The sequence below is a fragment of the Nakamurella sp. A5-74 genome, assembly GCF_040438885.1.
GTDB lineage: Bacteria > Actinomycetota > Actinomycetes > Mycobacteriales > Nakamurellaceae > Nakamurella.
This window is the reverse complement of the sequence record NZ_CP159218.1, coordinates 2,936,237-2,954,374: the sequence shown is the minus strand read 5'-3', so window position 1 is coordinate 2,954,374 and position 18,138 is coordinate 2,936,237. Positions and strand designations below refer to the sequence as shown.

The window sequence follows — 18,138 nt, the reverse complement described above, 5'->3', positions numbered from 1 at the left end:
TCCCCGGGGCCCGGGGGACGATCCTCGACCGAGCCACCCATCACGTCTTTCACCCACCACCGCATCCCCAGGAGCTCAAAGATGAGTAACCCCCCCGATCTGGCGAAGAACATCTCCGCGCCGGAACCCACCGAACAGTCCAAACTCCGCAAGATCGTCGCGGCATCGATGGCCGGCACGGTCGTCGAGTGGTACGAGTTCTTCGTCTACGGCACCGCGGTGGCGCTGGGCGTCTTCAGCGTCGTGTTCTTCCCCGGCGAGACGGCCAAGACCGGTCTGATCTATGGCTTCTCCACCTACGCGATCGGTTTCATCGCGCGACCGCTCGGCGGCCTGGTCTTCGGCCACTTCGGCGACAAGATCGGCCGGAAGAAGCTGCTGCAGCTGTCGATCTTCATCGTCGGGATCGCCACCTTCCTCATGGGGTGCATCCCGGCCTACGGGGACGCCACCCTGGGCAGTGGCTTCAGCCTGGACCCGGCCGGTGCCGGAATCGGCATCGGGGCTCCCGTGCTGCTGATCATCCTTCGGTTCATCCAGGGCTTCGCGGTCGGCGGCGAGTGGGGCGGAGCTGTCCTGCTGATCTCCGAGCACGCACCGAAGGAGAAGCGCGCTTTCTACGGCAGCTTCCCGCAGGTCGGTGTTCCGCTGGGCAATCTCGTGGCCACCGTTGTCATGCTCGTCCTCTACTCGACGATGGACACCACCGAGTTCAACCACTGGGGCTGGCGCATCGCGTTCTGGCTGTCCGCGGTGATCGTGTTCATCGGTTGGTACATCCGGCGCAGCGTCGAGGATGCGCCGATCTTCAAGCAGGCCAGTGAACGTGAGGCGGAGATCGTCTCGAACCGACCCGCGTTCGTCGACGTGTTCCGGCACTACCCGCGCGAGATCCTGGTGTCGATGATGTGCCGGGCGGGCGAGAACGTCCTCTACTACACGGTGGTCACGTTCTCCATCACGTACCTGTCCGGGGTCGGGATCAAGCCGGTGCCGATCCTGACGTTCATGCTGATCGCCCATTTCCTGGAGATCTTCTGGATCCCCTACGTCGCGGCCTGGGCGGACAAGATCGGCAGGCGCCCCATCTACCTGGCCGGTGCGCTCGGAATGGTGGCCTATGCCTGGGTCGGGTTCCTGCTCTTCGACGGCAGCCGCAACGGCGGATCGCCGTTGTTCTTCACCCTCGGTCTGGTGCTCGGCGTGTTCATCCACGGCCTGATGTACGCCGTCCAGCCGGCGCTGATGAGCGAGATGTTCCCGACCAAGATCCGGTACACGGCAGTGTCGATCGGGTCCCAGCTCACCAGCGTGGTGTCGGGCTCCATCGCTCCCCTGATCGGTGTGGCGCTGCTCGGCAACGTCGCCGCCAAGGGCACTGCCGTCGGCGACATCACCTCTGCGAACTCGACCTGGGGGTCGGTGTCGATCTACATCGCCGCGATGGGCCTGGTCTCGGTCGTTGGCACGCTGCTCTACAAGGAGACCAAGGGCAAGGACCTCGCCGAAGTGGACGCGGCTGATCCGCGGCTGCGTGAGGCCGGAGTCCGTTGATTCCCGGGACGTCCGCGCTGCCCACCGTCGGTGGGCGGCGCGGACGTCCTTCTCCCTGATCCATCAGTTCGAGAGGAAACCTCGTCATGACCACCGCAGCACCCACCGCACTGACCATCGACAGCACCGCCCTCGCCCTGGACCCGGGCGCCTCCGCGCCGGACGTTCCGATGTTGATCGGCGGTGAATGGGTGCCTGCCGTCGCCGGTGAGTGGATCGACGTCGTCTCCGCGGGACAGCGGTCGCTGACCCTCGCCCGGGTGCCGCGGGGTCGTGACGAGGACGCAGATCGCGCCGTGAAGGCGGCGCGTGCGGCATTCCCGGCGTGGCGGTCACTGCATTTCAAGGAGCGGCAGAAGCTCCTGCTGCAGGTCGCCGACGCACTGTCCGATGCGGCCGAGGAGCTGTCGTTGATGACGGCCAGGGACACCGGCAACGCGCTGCGTACCCAGGCCCGTCCCGAATCGCAGACGCTCGTCGATCTGTTCCGCTACTTCGGTGGGATCGCCGGTGAGTTCAAGGGTGTCACCCTGCCTGCGGGCGACGGTCAGCTGCAGTACACCCGTCGTGAACCACTCGGCGTCGTCGCCGGCATCCTGCCGTGGAACTCGCCGTTGATGATCGCCGGTTTCAAGACCCCTGCAGCGTTGGCTGCCGGCAACACCGTCGTGCTCAAGGCGGCGGAGGACGCACCGCTCACGATCCTCAAGATGGCCGAGATCGCCGGTCGCTTCCTGCCACCGGGCGTGCTGAACGTCGTCACCGGCTACGGCCAGGAGATCGGCGAGGCGCTGGTCCAGCATCCCGGGGTCGACAAGGTCTCCTTCACCGGTTCGACGCCGGTCGGCCGGCACGTCGCCTCGGCGGCGGGGGAGCGGCTGGCGCATCTGTCGCTGGAACTCGGCGGAAAGAGCCCGTCCGTCGTCTTCCCGTCGGCGGCCTCCGACCCGGCCCAGGTCGATGCGTTGACCTCGAACCTGTTGCTGTCCACCAGGTTCGCCCGCCAGGGCCAGTCGTGTACCGCTGGTTCGCGGTTGTTCATCCACGCCGACGTCTACGACCAGGTGCTGGAAGCTGTGGCGGCCAAGGCAGGCGCGATGAAGGTGGGCGATCCGCTCGATGAGACCACCGACATGGGCGCGATCATCAACGAGAAGCAGTTCGACCGGATCCGTGGCTACATCAGCGACGGCAAGGCGCAGCAGGGCGTCGAGCTCGCGCTGGACTGCTCGGAGAGCATCCCGGCCGGTCTGGACGGCTACTTCCAGGGTCCGACCATCTTCTCGATGGGTTCGAACGACTGGCGGGTGGCGCGGGAGGAGATCTTCGGGCCGGTGCTGGTGGCGATCCCGTTCTCGGACGCCGACGAGGCGATCCGGATGGCCAACGATTCGCACTACGGGCTCGCGGCCTACGTGTGGTCCAACGACCTGAACGAGGCACTCGATGCCGCGCACCGGATCGAATCCGGGTGGGTCCAGGTCAACCAGGGCGGCGGTCAGGTGATCGGCCAGGCCTACGGCGGGTACAAGTCCTCCGGCATCGGCCGAGAGGTGTCGCTCGAGGGCGCGATGGAGGGTTTCACCCAGATGAAGCAGATCAACATCAAGATCGGCTGACGGTTCTGACCCTGGAACGCACGACGGGCCCGGCTCACGTTCGAGACCTCGCGGAATCGAACGGAGAGCCGGACCCGTTGTCAGTGCCTCAGGTTCGCGTCGATGCCTTGCGCTTCACCCAGCCGTAGACGGCGGTGATCACGAAGAGGACGAGCGCGACGATCGCGAGCCACAACAGGCTCTTGACGACGAACCCGACGACGGCGAGAACGATCCAGATGACGAGCAGAACTCCTACGAATGCCAACATGCCCCCAGTATGGACCTGTTCGATCCGAAACGACGGAGGCAGGGTGGCAGCGCGATGAGTGGCGATCCCGGGCTGTTCGCCCAGGGGAGTGCGGACAACTCCGCCGGTGACAACAGTGCCCCTACCCGGACGACCGGGTTGCCGCCGGACCGTACGGTGGACGCCGGCTCGCCATTGGCCGTGCGGATGCGGCCGGCGACCCTGGACGAGGTGCTCGGCCAGGACCATCTGCTGGGCCCGGGCGCGCCGCTGCGCCGGTTGGTGCAGGGCGGTGCGCCGTCCTCGATGTTGCTGTACGGGCCCCCGGGCACCGGGAAGACGACCCTGGCAACGCTGGTGGCCGGAGCGACCGGGCGCAACTTCGCCCAACTCTCCGCGCTCAGCGCCGGCGTCAAGGAGGTGCGCGCCGTCATCGCGGAGGCCCGGGACTCGTTGCGTCGCACCGGAGAACAGACGGTACTGTTCATCGACGAGGTGCATCGGTTCTCCAAGACCCAGCAGGATTCACTGCTGGGCGCGGTCGAGGAACGCACGGTCATCCTGATCGGCGCCACCACCGAGAATCCGTACTTCTCCGTCGTCTCCCCGCTGCTGTCGCGCTCGTTGGTACTGCAGCTCAAGTCGCTGACCGATGAGGACCTGGCCACGCTGCTGGACCGGGCGGTCGCCGACCCGCGCGGGCTCGATGGCACCGTCACCCTGGCTGACGACGCGAAGGCGCACCTGGTCGCACTGGGCGGCGGTGACGCCCGCCGGGTGCTCACCGCGCTGGAGGCAGCAGCAGACAGCGTGCTGGAGACCGGCGGCGAACTGGTCGACCTGGCCGCCGTCGAGCGGGCAGTCGATCGCGCGGCCGTCCGCTACGACCGTGACGGCGACCAGCACTACGACGTCATCAGCGCGTTCATCAAATCGATCCGCGGCAGCGACACCGATGCCGCCCTGCACTACCTGGCCCGGATGATCGAAGCCGGTGAGGATCCCCGGTTCATCGCCCGGCGGTTGATGGTGCACGCCTCGGAGGACGTCGGGATGGCCGATCCGACGGCCCTGCAGACGGCGGTGGCCGCCGCGCAGGTGGTGCAGCTGGTCGGCCTGCCCGAGGCCCGGATCGCCCTGGCCCAGGCCACGATCCACCTGGCCACCGCGCCGAAGTCCAATGCCGTCGTGCTGGCGATCGACTCCGCGATGGCGGACGTCCGCGGCGGGAAGGCCGGTACCGTTCCCGCCCAGCTGCGGGACGGGCACTACCCCGGCGCGAAGAAACTGGGCAACGCCACCGGCTACACCTATCCGCACGATCTTCCTGAAGGTGTTGCGCGTCAACAGTATCCACCGGACGAGTTGATCGGCACCGACTACTACCGACCGACCGGGCGCGGTGTCGAACGTGCGGTGGGGGAGCGGCTGCCCAAGCTCAGGGCGTTGATCAGGGGACTCAGGAGCTGACGGGAATGACGTCGGTTGTCCGGCGTTGACAACGACGAAGCAGCAAGCGCGACAGCAAGCACGACACCTGCATCACCGACGTCAGGAGCAGACACCATGACCGCGTTGCCCGCCACCACCCGCGCCATCCAGATCGCCGCCACCGGCGGGCCCGAAGTACTGGCACCTGCAGAGGTGCCGGTGCGCACTCCTGGGCCCGGTGAGGCGACGGTCGCCGTCGCAGCCGCCGGCGTCAACTTCATCGACATCTACCAGCGTCAGGGTGTGTACCCACTGCCGCTGCCGTTCGTTGGCGGCGCAGAGGGTGCGGGCACGGTGCTGGCCGTCGGTGACGGTGTGGATCAGGTCGCGGTCGGGGATCGGGTCGCCTGGTCGGCACTGCCCGGCTCCTATGCCGGGGTGGTGACCGGGCCCGCCGCAGTGCTGATCCCAGTCCCGGACAGCGTCGACGACCAGCAGGCAGCAGCAGTTCCGTTGCAGGGCATGACCGCGCACTATCTGGTGCGGAACTCCTACCCCGTGCAGTCGGGCGACACCGTGCTGGTGCACGCCGGGGCCGGCGGGGTCGGTCTGCTGCTGACGCAGATCGCGACCCTGCTGGGGGCGAAGGTGATCACCACGGTGTCCAGTGAGGAGAAGGCGGTGCTGTCGCGCGAGGCCGGCGCTGCCGAGGTGATCGTCAGTTCCGAGCCCGGCTACGGCAGTTTCGACGAGGTCGTGCGCGAGCTGACCGACGGCGAAGGAGTGCACGCTGTGTACGACGGCGTGGGCAAGGACACCTTCGAGGCATCCCTGAAGTCGTTGCGTCGCCGTGGTTTCCAGGTTCTGTTCGGAGGCGCCAGCGGACAGGTCCCGCCGTTCGACCTGCAGCGGCTCAATGCGCTGGGTTCGTTGAGCGTCACCCGGCCCACCCTGAAGGACTTCACCGTCACCCGGGAGGAGATCCTCGGCCGGGCCCGCGAGGTGTTCGAGTGGATCGCCTCCGGTCGACTGAACTTCCGCATCGGTGCGACCTATCCGCTCGACGACGCGGCCAGTGCGCACGAAGACCTGGCCGGCCGACGGACGACCGGCAAGCTGCTGTTGATCCCCTGATCCCCTGATCCCTGCGGCCTCAGCCAGGAATCACCTGACGTGAAGTAGTTCTTGCGAAAGAACTACTTCACGTCTAGGGTTCTCCCATGGCTGACGTCTCCGATCCCGGCGCGATCCGCGCCCTGGCGCACCCGCTGCGCCTTCGCCTCCTGCAGGCTCTCGCGGTCAGGATCACCGCTACCGCAACCGAACTCGCCGACGACGTGGGGGAGAGCCCGTCCAACTGCTCCTTCCATCTGCGCAAACTCGCCGAGTTCGGCTACATCGACCGGGCGGACGACGCGACCGGTCGCGACAAGCCGTGGCGGATCAGCGATCCGACGCAGAACCTGTTGCCCGACCCCGAGGATCCTGCGGCTCTCGAGGCGTCCAGGTCCACCGGCGCCGCGATCTTCGAGTGGGACGTCGCGACCCTGCGGGCCGGACACGCCAGACGGAATCCACCGGAGTGGCGAGGCACCACCATCCAGAGCGGCGCCACGCTGATCGTCACACCGGACGAGGCCAGAGCGATCAACGACGCCCTGGTCGCGGTGATACAGCCGTACTTCGACCGGCTCACCGACCACACACTGATCCCTCAGGGAGCCGGTGTCATCCGGTTGGTGACTGCGTCCGCGTACCTCCCGGAACATCAGGAGCTCATCGACTCCGAGGTGCCCGCCCAATCCGGTGGGCGCGAGCAGGCCGACGGTGCGGGGGATCGGTGATGCGCGATCTGTTGCGAGTACCGCACTTTCGTCGGCTGCTGAGCGTGTGGACGATCGGCAACTTCGCCGACAGCGCGCTGTTCCTCACGCTCGCGGTCTGGGCCAAGGACCTCACCGGCAGCAGCGGCGCCGCGGGTTTGGTGTTCTTCTGTCTGGGCCTGCCGGTGCTGCTCGCTCCGGTGTTCGGCCTGCTGGCCGACCGGGTCAGGCGTCGACCGTTGCTCATCGTCTCCAACCTCTGCGCCGCAGCCGCGGTGCTGGCCCTGCTCGGTGTCCGGACGGCTGACGACGTCTGGCTGCTGTACGCGGTGACCTTCCTGTACGGCGCTCTGGGCACCATCAACGGCGCCGCCCAGTCGGGCCTGCTGCGCACGATGCTGAAGGACGAGCACCTGGGTACGGCAAACGCGGCGTTCATGACGATCGACCAGGGGCTGAGGGTGTTGACGCCTGTCGTCGGGGCCGCCCTGTACGCCGGCTTCGGCGGTCCGGCTCTGGCCGGCGCGACCTCGGTGCTGCTGACGATCACCGCCCTCGGACTGCTCACGGTGCGGATCGCCGAACCCCGTCCGGAACGCGCGGACCTCGGGGAGGCGCTGGCGGACAGTGGTTTCCGGGCACTCGGTGCCGGCTTCGCCCATCTGCGTCGGACCCCGGTGCTGGTGACGATGGTGGTCGGGTTGGGCACCTCACTCGCCGTCATCGGAATGTTCGACTCACTGCTGTTCGCCGTGGTCGAACACGGGCTGAACCGCGAGGCATCATTCTTCGGCGCGCTGATGAGCGCGCAGGGCGCTGGCAGCATCCTCGGCGGGGTGACGGCGGCCTGGCTCTTGCGACGGCTCGGCCCACTGCGGGCCGTCGGGGTGGCGCTGGTGTTGATCGCAGTGGCCGGTCTGGGACTCCTGAGCAGGGACGTCGTCGTGGTGCTGATCGGCAGTGCGATGGCGGGCGTGGCCATCCCGTGGGCTTTCGTCGCACTTGCCACCACCCGTCAGCGACTGACCCCGCCCGCACTGCAGGGTCGCAGTGCCGCGGCGACCACCGTGTCGCTGCAGCTGCCGCAATTGGTCGCCACCGCCACCGGAGCGGCACTGGTCGGCGCGGTGGACTACCGCGTGCTGACGATCATCGCGTCGGCGGTGATCGCGGCTGCAGCCTGCGGGGTGGTGATCCGTGCGCGGGCGACTACGGAGGAGGTCGCAGTCAGCGCGCACTCCGGCTGACCAGCTGCGACGCACCCTTGGTCGGTCCGCAGAGCGCCCCGGACCGGTGTCGCATCCACGGACAGGCGGTGGCGATGGTGAATCCCGAGTACGTTCAACGGCTCCAGCACCTGGCTGCGCGGGCACTGCTCGGCGTGGTCCACGACGGAGGATGATGGTGCCTCACCGGCGCACCCAGACTGCCTCGTCCGATCCGAGGCTCCGCTGGTCGGCGGACGGCCCGGCCGAGTGCAGGATCACTTCACCAGCGGCCAGATCGTCCACCTCCAGCCGCTCGTCCGACAGGTTGACGATCACCGTCACGGATCCCGCAGCAGTCTCGATCTCGATCGCCAGGATCGCGGGATCCGTTTCCTGCCAGGTGATCCGACCCTTCCCCAACTGCAGCTCCCGGCGCAGGCGCAGCGCGCGGCGGTAGAACTCCAGCATCGACGACGGGTCGCCGCGCTGCTGATCGCGCGCCAGCGTCCGGTAGGCGGCGGGCTGCGGTAACCAGGTGCCCGAGGTGTTGCCGAAGCCGAGCGAGGGAGCATCGGCCTCCCACGGGATCGGCACCCGACAGCCGTCGCGGCCACGCTCTGTGTGCCCGGATCGCTCCCAGGTCGGATCCTCGCGGGCCTCGTCCGGCAGTGTCGTGTGCTCGGGCAGTCCGAGTTCCTCGCCCTGGTAGACGTAGGCGGAGCCTGGCAGGGCCAGCATCAGCGCGGTGGCGGCGCGGGCGCGTCGCAGTCCCAGGACCGCGTCCGGTTGCGGGTCGTCGGCGCCGATCCCACCCGGGCGTGCTTCGTCACCCGGCAGCGCGAGCCTGCTGGCGTGCCGGATGACGTCGTGGTTCGACATCACCCAGGTGGCTGGCGCGCCGACCGACTCGACGGCACGCAGGGACGAGTCGATCACCGCCCGGAGTGCGGGACCGTTCCACCGTGCGGTGAGGAAGTCGAAGTTGAACGACTGCTGCATCTCGTCCGGACGCACGTACCGTGCCAGTCGAGAGGGCGGGGACACCCAGGCTTCGGCAACCATCATGCGGTCGCCGGGGTACTCGCCGAGGATCTTGTTCCAGTCGCGGTAGATCTCGTGGACACCGTCCTGGTCCCACATCGGGCCACGATCGCCGGCCTCCGACTCGATCTCCTGTTCGTACGGCGCAGGATCGGCCACGGAGCTCTCGGGTGCGTCCGGGAGTCCGTCCGCCTTGATGAGCGCGTGGGCGACATCGACCCGGAAGCCGTCGACGCCCCGATCCAGCCAGAAGCGCAGCACATCGTGGAACATCTCCCGGACCTCGTGGTTGGTCCAGTCGAAGTCGGGCTGCTTCACGTCGAACAGGTGCAGGTACCACTGGCCGGGCGTGCCGTCCGGGTCGGTGCTCCGCTCCCAGGCGGCTCCGCCGAACAGCGATTGCCAGTTGTTCGGCGGCTCGTTCCCGTTGTCCCCCTTGCCATCGCGGAAGACGTAGCGCCCGCGCTCGGGGGTTCCGGCACCGGCCGCGAGAGCCTGCTGGAACCAGCCGTGCTCGTCCGAGGAATGGTTCGGCACGAGATCCACGATCACCCTGAGTCCCAACGCATGTGCCCGCTCGGCCAGCGCATCGAAGTCGGCGAGCGAGCCGAACCGGGGATCGATGTCGCGGTAGTCGGCGACGTCGTAACCGGCGTCCGCCTGCGGAGAGACATAGAAGGGTGACAGCCACACCGCGTCGATCCCGAGCTCGGCCAGCGCGTCCAACCGTGCGGTGATGCCGGGCAGATCGCCCATCCCGTCGCCGTTGCCGTCGGCGAAGGAACGCGGATAGATCTGGTAGACGACGGCGTCACGCCACCACTGGTCGGTCACTGGTCTGGCCCCTTGCGAGTCGCACGATACTGCCCGGATGTCGACCCGACTGTATCGGTCCAGTGCAGTGAGTAGCCCGCCGTGGGTGACCTCGGCGCGTCGTCCCAGCGCCACCTCTGGGGGCCGATACGGCGATAGGGTCTGCCCCCAGGTTGGTTGACCGTTGGGGTGGACCCCTCATCGGACCGGCCGACAGCTTCCACGACCGCGACCTCAGCTGGGCAGGCGTCGCACCCGTCGCCCACTGAGTCAGGGCCATGGCCAAAGTGAACGTGGGGGACTATGAATAGGGGCATCGCTGAGGGTGATACCGCGGAATCACTCCTGAAGGGTTCTACCCCGCCAGCCACTGGTAGAGGGTGGGTCGGGAGATCCCGGCCCACCCGGCGATCGCTGTCAGCGACCAAGCGTTCGTGGCCTTGACGTCGACGACGACCGGCCGCAGCTCGGTCGGCAGTGCATCGACCTGCTGCTGTAGGCGATCAAGCGAGCAGACACCGCTCGGTGCCGTCCCGGCTCAGCTCATCGTCCGGGAGAGCACCGCGCCGCCCCGGTGACGACCGTGACGGCCTGCGGTCCGTGGCGCGGGACCGGACCGGACCGGCAGGATGACAGGGTGACACTGACCAACTGGGCCCGGAACATCACCTTCTCGACGGATCGGCTGCACCTACCGACTTCGGTGGAGCAGTTGCAGGAACTGGTCGCCGGGTCGCCGCGGGTGCGCGCCCTGGGCACCGGGCATTCGTTCAACCGGATCGCCGACACCGCAGGCGATCTGGTCTCGGTGCGACATCTTCCGAAAGACATCACGGTGACCGGCAGCGGCGACGCCGCCACGGTCAGCGTCCACGGCGGGGCCAACTACGGGGAGGTCGCCGTTGCTCTGCAGGCGGAGGGCCTGGCGCTGCCCAACATGGGCTCCCTGCCGCACATCTCGGTGGCCGGAGCCTGCGCCACCGGAACCCACGGCAGTGGCGACGGGAACCAGTGCCTGGCTGCGGGTGCGGTGGCAGTCGAGTTCGTCGGTGGGGACGGAGAACTGGTCAGGACCACCGGGGCCGACCCGGAGTTCGGCGGTTCCGTCCTGGCCCTCGGTGCGCTGGGTGTCGTCACCCGGGTCGAGCTCGCCACCGTTCCCACGTTCGACGTCCGGCAGGACGTCTGGCTGGACGTGCCGATCGACCGGGTGGTCGAGAACTTCGACGAGATCATGGCCTCCGCGTACAGCATCAGCATGTTCGACGATCCGGCCACCGGGAGGCAGATCGACCGGCTGTGGATCAAGACCCGCATCGATCCGGGCGATCCGACCGGTGTGGCGAGCGCACCGGACGGCACTCGCTGGGGTGGCCGGGCGGCGACCACGCAGCAGCACTGCCTCACCGATCACGACGCGTCGGCGAGCACGGCCCAATTGGGGGTGCCGGGACCGTGGCACGAGCGACTGCCGCACTTCCGGCTCGATTTCCAGCCGAGCAGCGGGGCGGAACAGCAGTCCGAGTACCTGGTTCCCCGGGAGCACGGTGCGGCGGCGCTGCTGGCCGTGCAGTCGCTCGAGCTGCGAGAGGTGTTGCTGGGAGCGGAGATCCGGACCATCGCGGCCGACGACCTGTGGCTCAGTCCGTGCCGTGGTCGCGCATCCGTCGGCGTGCACTTCACCTGGCGTGATCTGGACGCCGAGGTAGTGCGCGCCGCGGCCGCCGTCGAGGAGGTGCTCGCCCCGTTCGATGGGCGCCCGCACTGGGGCAAGGTGTTCAGTTCCGACCCGGCGGCCCACATCGAGCGCCTCGCCGACTTCCGGGCACTGGTGGCACGACACGATCCCGAACGGAAGTTCGGCAACGACTTCCTCGCACAGCACCTGGGGATCTGACAGGAAGGAAGGTCCCCTGCCGGTCCGCCGGCAGGTCAGCGCTGCGCCGCGAGCCCCTTGCGGATCAACGACGCCACCGTCGCGGGGTGATCGCCCGGGCCGAGCTGGGTGTACTGCGTGATGCAGGAGAACCCGTCCATCACGACGGCGCGCCCGCCGGCCTGTTGCTGCAGTCGGGGCAACCAGTCGTCAGTGGCGATCTTTCGACTGAGGTCGGCCGTCTCGGCAGCGAACCCGAAGGATCCGGCGAGCCCGCAGCAGCCGGCGTCCGCGGTCGTGACGTCATATCCCAAACGTCGCAGGGCTTCCTGGTCCGACGCGACTCCCACAGTGGCGCGACCGTGACAGTGCGGGTGCACGATCACCGGGTCCGCACCCACGGTCGGTACCGGGGGTGCGGCCGGCAGCTTGTCGGCCAGGATGAGGTGTTCGGCGAGCGACCGGGCCAGTCCGGCCAGGCGGATAGCACGGGGGTCGTCCGGCAGCAGGCCGGGCAGCTCGTCGCGGAAGGCCGCCAGACAGCTCGGCTCTGGTACGACCACCGGAATGCCCTGGGACACATAGGGATCCAGGATGTCCAACACGTTGCGCAGTGACGCCCTGGCGCGGTCGAGCATCCCCGGGTCGTAGAGCGTTCGGCCGCAACAGGCCCACTCGGTCGGCACGTGCACCTGCTCACCCACGGCCTGCAGCGCAGCCAGGGTGTCCTGGCCCAGACCCGGATCGAAGACGTCGGTGAAGGTGTCCGGCCACAACACCACCGTCGGCGCACCGGTGGTGTCCGCGCCGGCCGACGACCGGCGGCGCAACAGCGTCCGCCCGGAACCCTTGCGGCGCTGGTTCTTGCGCATCTGGGCCCGGAACGACATCCGGGAGAACGCCGGCGCCGGACGGGTCGTGGTGAGCCCGGCCGTGCGCCGCACGAGCTCCGAGAGCACCGGCGCGCGGAGCACCGCATTGGCGACCAGCGGGATCCTGGCGGCCACCCTAGTGGCCCAGGGCAGCATCCCCAGGGCGTACATGTGACGCGGCCGCAAGCGCTTGGCGTAGTAGTGCGAGTGGAACTCCGCCTTGTAGGTGGCCATGTCGACCCCGGTCGGGCAGTCCACCGCGCAGCCCTTGCAGGACAAACACAGCGACAGCGCCTCGTGTACGTGCTCGTTGCGCCAGGACTCCTGCGAGACGTCCCCGGTGAACATCTCCTGCAGAGCTTTCGCGCGCCCGCGGGTGGAGTGCCGTTCGTCGCGGGTCGCCCGGTAGGAGGGACACATGGTGCCCAGGTCGTCGCGTCGGCACCGGCCGACACCGACGCAGCGCTCGGCCGCCTCGGCCAGGTTCCCGGCATCGCCGGGGAGAGCGAACACCGTCTGCCGGCCGAGCTTCGACAGATGGTGCTGCGGACCGTGCTTCAGGTTGGTGTCCAACGGATAGGGGTCGATGAGCTTTCCGGGATTGAGGATTCCGGTCGGGTCGAACAACGTCTTGAGCGCCCGGAACGCGTCGATCATCTCGCTGCCGTACATCCGCTCGAGCAGTTCACCGCGGGCCTGACCGTCGCCGTGCTCGCCGGAGATCGAGCCGCCCAGCTCGGCAACCAGGTCTGCAGCCCGCTCGATGAACGATCGGAATGCCGCCAGGCCGGCCGCATCGGAGAAGTCGAAGTTGTTGCGGGTGTGGACGCAGCCCTGGCCGAAGTGGCCGTACCAGGCGCCGGAATAGCCGTATTCGGCCCAGAGTGCGGTCATCCGCCGCAGGTACTCGCCGAGCCGGGCGGGCGGCACCGCGGCGTCCTCCCAGCCCTCGTGGTTGGGCTTCTGGCCGGGCGGGCGGGCGGTGGCGGCCAGCCCGGACTCGCGTACGCTCCAGATCAGCTTCTCCTCGACCGGATCGGTCATCCTGCGGGCGACGACCTCTGCCGGCAGGCGGTCCAGGAACTCCAGCACGCGACGTTCCGCGACCACTGGGTCGTCGTCGCCGACCTCGGCAAGCAACCAGCCGCGGCCGGCCGGCAGCAGGGCGATGCCCGCCTCGTTGAGCCCGATTGCCGCCGACTGGCGGACGAGGGTTTCGTCGAACCCTTCCAGCCCGAGCAGTCCGAACTCGACCAGCGATGGCACCGCGTCCGCCGCCAGGAAGATGTCCGGGTAGCCGAGCACGACCAGGTGCCGGACCGCGGGTGATGGGGCCAGATCGAGCTCCGCCTCCACCACCAACGCCAGCGTCGACTCGGATCCGACCAGCATCTTCGCCAGGTTGGTCTGCCGCCCCGGGACCACCTCGTCCAGGTTGTAACCGGAGACGCGGCGGGGGATGTCCGGGAACTTCTCGTTCACCAGGGCCGCGTTGCGGCGGCCGATCTCCCTGGCACCGCCGAGCAGCCGGGCCAGCTCCCCGCCGCCGGCCACCGCGGCGGCGTAGCCGGCGTCGTCGTAGCCGCCGACCCACAGGTCTTCACCGGCCGCGGTGACGATCCGCAGCCGACGCACGTTGTCGACCGTCTTGCCCGCGTACAGGGCATGGGTACCGCAGGAGTTGTTGCCGATCATCCCGCCGAGCGTGCACCAGGCATGCGTCGCAGGATCCGGACCGAAGGTGAGGCCGTGGACCTCCGCGGCTGCCCGCAGGTCGTCCAGCACCAGGCCGGGCTGGACCCGCGCCACCCGCTGCTCCGGATCGATGTCCAGGATCCGGTTCATCACCCGCGAGAAGTCCAGCACCACACCGACATTGACGGTCTGGCCGGCGAGCCCGGTGCCCGCACCCCGGCCGAGGACCGGCGCGCCCACGGCGGCGCAGGCCTTGACGGTGGCGACGACGTCGGCGACATCGTGCGGGAAGACCACGCCGAGCGGGACCTGGCGGTAGTTGGAGGAGTCGGTCGCGTAGACGGCGCGGTGGCCGTCGTCGAAGGCGACCTTGTCGGCACCGAGTGCCGCGACCAGCGTGTCGCGCAGGGCCGTCCGGCCTTGCTCGTCCAACGGGTTGCGGTCGACGAAGCTGCCGGGCCGGGGCTTCGCGTCGGCCGGCTGTGGGTGGTCGGGCTCGCGGGACGTGCGGGCTGCGTCGGTCACGATCCCAGTGTGGACGTGCAGCTCTGCCCCTGCGCGGGCGGGTCGACGCAGACATTGCCGGACCAGACGGCCTTGGAACCCGAATCACCGATCCGGACGACCTGCACGACGGCCACCACGCTGACCGCAACGGCCAGCACACCCACGACGGCCCGCAGCCACCCAGCGCCGAGGACCTCCGCCTGCACACCGCGGCGGGCCAGAGTCGGCAGCAGCCACAGGGCGAGCGCTCCGACGAACATCGCGATGGCCCACGGCAGCAACTGATCGCCGAGCTCGGTGTGTGCCCTGATCAACGGGTTGGACTCGGCCCCCGGCAGGCGACTCTGCAGCCACTCGCCGGCATCGACGGCGACGGGCACCAGGACGAGCGTCACCAGTGCCACGATGGGCAACACGACGCCGATCCGGCGATGGGCGGCCGGCCAGGCCACGGCCAGGACGACGAGCAGGGCAGTCAGCGGGATGAAGATGACCACCGCATGGACCAGCAGGATGTGCGCGGGGAGACCGTTGATGCTCGTCATGCAGCAATGATGAACGTTTGAGGACCGAGGTGCCAGGGAACGCGCCCAGCAGGGACCGAGGTCACCCAAGCTGATCGGTGATGTCCAGACTCCTGCGTCGCTCGACCACCGGGACCTGCACTGTCACTTCGCGTCGGCGTAGCACTCCAGCACCAGCGGCCGGACGGGCGTGGCGACGGGGGAGCCCGGGAACACCAGTGTGCGGGCCTCGTCCGCCGCGCGGATCGTCAGCCGCGACACCTCGTCCGCAAGCTCGGTGGGGACGTGCACGATCAACTCGTCGTGCTGGAAGAACACGAGCTCTGCGCCGGGCACCTCCCGCAGGTCCCTCCGCAGACCGGCGATCCACACCGACGCCCAGTCGGCCGCGGAGCCCTGGACGACGAAGTTGCGGGTGAAGCGCCCCCACGACCGGGCGATCTGGACGGCCCGGCTCTGCTGCGCAGCGGTCGCCTCCGGCAGCGCGCCGGCGTGGATGCCGGCGGCGGTGTCCCCGCCGGGGAGGGGACTGGCGCGACCCAGCACCGACCGGACCGAGCGGCCCGCCTCGCCGTCCGCTGCAGCACGCTCCAGGAACGCCAGGGCCTGCGGATAGCGGCGTCGCAGCGTGGGCAGCAGCCGTCCGGATTCCCCGGTGGTCGCGCCGTACATCGCACCGAGCATCGCCACCTTGGCCTGGGCCCGTTCGCCGCCGAACCCGTCGGCCGCCAGCGCCGCATACAGGTCGGCCTGCACCCCGCCGGCGCCGTCGGTTGCGGCCACCTGCTCGAGCGCCGGGTCGCGGGAGATCGCCGCCAGCACCCGGGGTTCCAGCTGGGCGGCGTCCGCGACCACCAATCGGTGTCCCGGCTCCGCCAGCACCGCCGCCCGCGCGATCCTGGGAATCTGCAGGCCGCCGCCGCCACGCGCGGCCCAACGGCCGGACACCACCCCGCCGGGCAGGTACTCGGCGTGGAACCGGTCGCCGGATACCCAGTCCCGCAACCAGTTCCAGCCGTTCGCGGTGAACAGCCTGGCGAGCTCCTTGTACTGCAGCACCGCGGGCACGGCGGGATGGTCGATGTCCTTGATCACCCACGCGCGGGTGGTGGTGACGTCGAAGCCGGCGCGCTGGAAGGCCGTCCGCAGATCGACGGCGGAGTCCGGGTTCACCGGGTACCCGAAGTGCGCTGTGATCTCGTCGGCGAGCTCGGCCAACCGGGCCGGGCGCTCACCGGCGCGGGGACGGAGTCCGAGCAGCGAGGTGAGCAGATCCTCGTGCACGCTCGCGCGCAGCGGCAGCCCGACGAAGCCGATCTCCGCTGCCGCCAGGGCCGACGCCGATTCCGCAGCGACCAGCAGCCGCAGCGCACCGGCGACCGGTTCGGCGGCGATCCGGCGCTGCTGGTCGCGCAGGGCCGCCACCAGCACGTCCAGCGACCTTGCCCCGTCGTCGGTGACGTCCTGCAACGGAGCTGCACCGGGATCGGGGAACAGACTCGGTTCACCGGCGCCCGCGACCCCCGTCGGCAGCGCCATCGGCGGGTCGTCCGGCACGGCCGTGCCGTTCAGCCGGGCGACGACGGCGGCGGCCGAGCACGGTTCACCGTGCCGCAGCGCCCGACCCAGCAGGATGCGCTCGGTGAGGCTGATGTCATGACTCGCGCGCAGCCGCAGGCCCGCAGCCAGCATCGGGGGATAGCTGGTGAGCGTGTCGTTCCACACCCAGCGGACCCCGCCGTCGTCGAGTTCGGCGAGCTCCCGCAACCCCACCGGGCGCGCGGACCCGACCACGGCCAGATCGTCGCTGACGGTGCAGACCTGCCACTGGGCCGTCGATGCTGCACCGGTTGCCGCCGCCGCGGCCGCGGGGATGCCGTCGGCGGTCGATGCAGGAAGGGCATGGACGGCACAGAACACACAGCACAGTGTGCAGGCTGACGAGCCACTCCACCGTCGACCCGTCCCAGCCCGGGATGGAGCCGACGGAGGTATCGTCCGATCGGTCTGCACCACGGACCACACCTCAGGGGGTACCTGGCATGCCACGTCCGGTGAACATGAAGTGGACGACGACGCGCTCGTTCGACTCCGTCCGTGGATGGGTGTCCACGTCCTTGGCGGACGTGCTCCGCAGATCCGGCTATCGGTCCACGAGCGACACACCAACGGAGTTGGTGCTCACGCACCCGGCGAGCTCCCGCTGGTCGGTGCTGCCCTTCAGCCTGGTGGCCTTCCTGCTGGCACCGGAGCGCGAGTACCAGGTGGTCTTCAGGTTCGGTCGCCTCCCCGACGGGCGGACCGAGATGCTGACCATCGGTGACCTCCCGAACCGTGTCATCACGGTCCTGGAAGGGCTCCCGAACACCTGAGTCCCACCGATCGGAAGCTGTTCGGCGGAGGTGCTGACATCCTCACTCCTGCGGGCGCTGTTTTCCGGCGAGGCTCGGACACGGGTCGCCGGGTACCCTGACCAGTGATCCGGAAAGGGAGAGCCGTGAAGAGCAAGCTGGTGTTCACCGCGGGCGTTGCGCTCGGCGTTGCCGCGACCCGCCGTACCCGCAGGGCCAAGGTTGCCGCCCGGGAGGCACTGAAGGCCAAGCTCACCCCGTCCGCCATCGCAGCAGACCTCGCCGACGCGATCGCCGAGGTCGGCAACGCGATCGGCTCGTTGGCCGCCGACATCAAGCAGGGCGCCGCGAACCGGCGTGCCTCCTACCGACCGGTGGTCGACTCGGCCACCGGGTCGCTGCTGATGATCGCGCCCGAGCAGATGCCGTCCGCAGTGGATGCTCGGGTCGGCTCCTCCGCAGATTCCGACGCCGATGCACGCGACGCGGCGGCTACCGAGCGGCAGGGCCGTCGCTCCGCCTGATCGAGACCTCGATCACCGAGCACCGACCCGCCGCGCCGCTGCAGCCCAGCCCGTGTCCGCACGATTCCCAC

Annotated in this window: 14 protein-coding genes; 9 read left to right on the top strand and 5 right to left on the bottom strand. The window is 69.2% G+C overall.

Features of this window, described 5'->3' with window-relative positions; genetic code table 11:
• The first annotated feature begins 81 nt into the window (after positions 1-81).
• Positions 82-1,554 (top strand): MFS transporter, encoded by a 1,473-nt coding sequence (locus tag ABLG96_RS13540; protein ID WP_353647899.1) that lies wholly within the window; start codon positions 82-84, stop codon positions 1,552-1,554.
• A gap of 170 nt (positions 1,555-1,724) precedes the next feature.
• Entirely contained in the window at positions 1,725-3,173 is a 1,449-nt protein-coding gene (locus ABLG96_RS13535) for an aldehyde dehydrogenase family protein (RefSeq protein ID WP_353651502.1), read from the top strand.
• Positions 3,174-3,261: 88 nt separating this feature from the next.
• Here ABLG96_RS13535 and ABLG96_RS13530 read toward each other — a convergent pair whose 3' ends face one another.
• Positions 3,262-3,423, bottom strand: coding sequence for a hypothetical protein (locus tag ABLG96_RS13530; RefSeq protein WP_353647898.1), 162 nt, complete (start codon positions 3,421-3,423; stop codon positions 3,262-3,264).
• 54 nt (positions 3,424-3,477) lie between these two features.
• Here ABLG96_RS13530 and ABLG96_RS13525 point away from each other — a divergent pair, with 54 nt between their 5' ends.
• The 4 genes from ABLG96_RS13525 to ABLG96_RS13510 all read left to right on the top strand — a co-directional run bounded on the left by ABLG96_RS13525 (position 3,478) and on the right by ABLG96_RS13510 (position 7,903).
• Complete coding sequence (locus ABLG96_RS13525; protein WP_353647897.1) at positions 3,478-4,872, top strand: replication-associated recombination protein A; 1,395 nt, start codon at positions 3,478-3,480, stop codon at positions 4,870-4,872.
• Between the two features lie 96 nt (positions 4,873-4,968).
• Positions 4,969-5,967: a quinone oxidoreductase gene (locus tag ABLG96_RS13520; RefSeq protein ID WP_353647896.1), complete on the top strand. Its 999-nt coding sequence runs from the start codon at positions 4,969-4,971 to the stop codon at positions 5,965-5,967.
• Between the two features lie 86 nt (positions 5,968-6,053).
• Positions 6,054-6,677: a winged helix-turn-helix domain-containing protein gene (locus tag ABLG96_RS13515; protein WP_353647895.1), complete on the top strand. Its 624-nt coding sequence runs from the start codon at positions 6,054-6,056 to the stop codon at positions 6,675-6,677.
• Complete coding sequence (locus ABLG96_RS13510; protein WP_353647894.1) at positions 6,677-7,903, top strand: MFS transporter; 1,227 nt, start codon at positions 6,677-6,679, stop codon at positions 7,901-7,903. The genes ABLG96_RS13515 and ABLG96_RS13510 overlap by 1 nt, the downstream gene beginning before the upstream one ends.
• Positions 7,904-8,065: 162 nt before the next feature.
• Here ABLG96_RS13510 and ABLG96_RS13505 read toward each other — a convergent pair whose 3' ends face one another.
• A complete protein-coding gene (locus tag ABLG96_RS13505; RefSeq protein WP_353647893.1) occupies positions 8,066-9,739 on the bottom strand; it encodes a glycoside hydrolase family 13 protein in 1,674 nt (557 codons plus the stop codon).
• Between the two features lie 616 nt (positions 9,740-10,355).
• On the opposite strand from ABLG96_RS13505, the gene ABLG96_RS13500 reads away from it, so the two are divergent.
• Entirely contained in the window at positions 10,356-11,615 is a 1,260-nt protein-coding gene (locus ABLG96_RS13500) for a D-arabinono-1,4-lactone oxidase (RefSeq protein WP_353647892.1), read from the top strand.
• 35 nt (positions 11,616-11,650) lie between these two features.
• Here the strand turns inward: ABLG96_RS13500 and ABLG96_RS13495 are convergent, their stop codons facing one another.
• The 3 genes from ABLG96_RS13495 to ABLG96_RS13485 form a co-directional block, all read right to left on the bottom strand.
• The gene (locus ABLG96_RS13495) at positions 11,651-14,686 is read right to left on the bottom strand and encodes an FAD-binding and (Fe-S)-binding domain-containing protein (RefSeq protein WP_353647891.1); all 3,036 of its coding nucleotides are present in this window, start codon (positions 14,684-14,686) and stop codon (positions 11,651-11,653) included.
• Positions 14,683-15,213: a DUF2231 domain-containing protein gene (locus ABLG96_RS13490; protein ID WP_353647890.1), complete on the bottom strand. Its 531-nt coding sequence runs from the start codon at positions 15,211-15,213 to the stop codon at positions 14,683-14,685. Before ABLG96_RS13490 ends, ABLG96_RS13495 begins: the two co-directional genes overlap by 4 nt.
• Before the next feature lie 123 nt (positions 15,214-15,336).
• Positions 15,337-17,112: a bifunctional 3'-5' exonuclease/DNA polymerase gene (locus ABLG96_RS13485; protein WP_353647889.1), complete on the bottom strand. Its 1,776-nt coding sequence runs from the start codon at positions 17,110-17,112 to the stop codon at positions 15,337-15,339.
• Between the two features lie 122 nt (positions 17,113-17,234).
• On the opposite strand from ABLG96_RS13485, the gene ABLG96_RS13480 reads away from it, so the two are divergent.
• Positions 17,235-17,564, top strand: a complete 330-nt coding sequence (locus tag ABLG96_RS13480; protein ID WP_353647888.1) for a hypothetical protein — start codon at positions 17,235-17,237, stop codon at positions 17,562-17,564.
• A gap of 125 nt (positions 17,565-17,689) precedes the next feature.
• Positions 17,690-18,067 (top strand): hypothetical protein, encoded by a 378-nt coding sequence (locus ABLG96_RS13475; protein ID WP_353647887.1) that lies wholly within the window; start codon positions 17,690-17,692, stop codon positions 18,065-18,067.
• Positions 18,068-18,138: the final 71 nt, after the last annotated feature.